The following is a 350-nucleotide window of genomic DNA, read 5'->3' on the forward strand; positions in this document are numbered from 1 at the left end:
ACCCTTGAAGTGACAAACAAGCCTACGGAACCGAAACTCCCGCAGACCGGGGACAGCATGAACCCGTGGGCATTTGCAGGGTTCGGATTTTTGGCTGTTGCAGCCGGACTCGGTATCTTCTTCTGGAAGAAGAAAAAAGAAAGCGCAGAAGCATAAGTGTAATGAATAACCATGCATGAACCCGGCGGGGCATGTAAGCCAGAGCAGCTTATATGTCCCGCCTTTTTCTGTAGAAAGGCAAGGAGGAACAGACTTTATGATGGATTATGAGATATTCAAAGAGGTAGTAAAAGGGCAATGTCATTAACTTAAGGAATCTTTTACATTTGAATTGTAAAAGGTTCCTTTTT

1 protein-coding gene is annotated in these 350 nt (G+C 44.3%); it reads left to right on the forward strand.

The genetic code is table 11. The annotated features are described in order from the left end of the window. The first annotated feature begins 9 nt into the window (after window positions 1–9). Complete coding sequence (locus E5329_RS32780) at window positions 10–156, forward strand: LPXTG cell wall anchor domain-containing protein (RefSeq protein WP_408634720.1); 147 nt, start codon at window positions 10–12, stop codon at window positions 154–156. The last annotated feature ends 194 nt before the right edge of the window (window positions 157–350 follow it).

Origin of the sequence: Petralouisia muris, assembly GCF_004793545.1 — a bacterium.
GTDB lineage: Bacteria > Bacillota > Clostridia > Lachnospirales > Lachnospiraceae > Petralouisia > Petralouisia muris.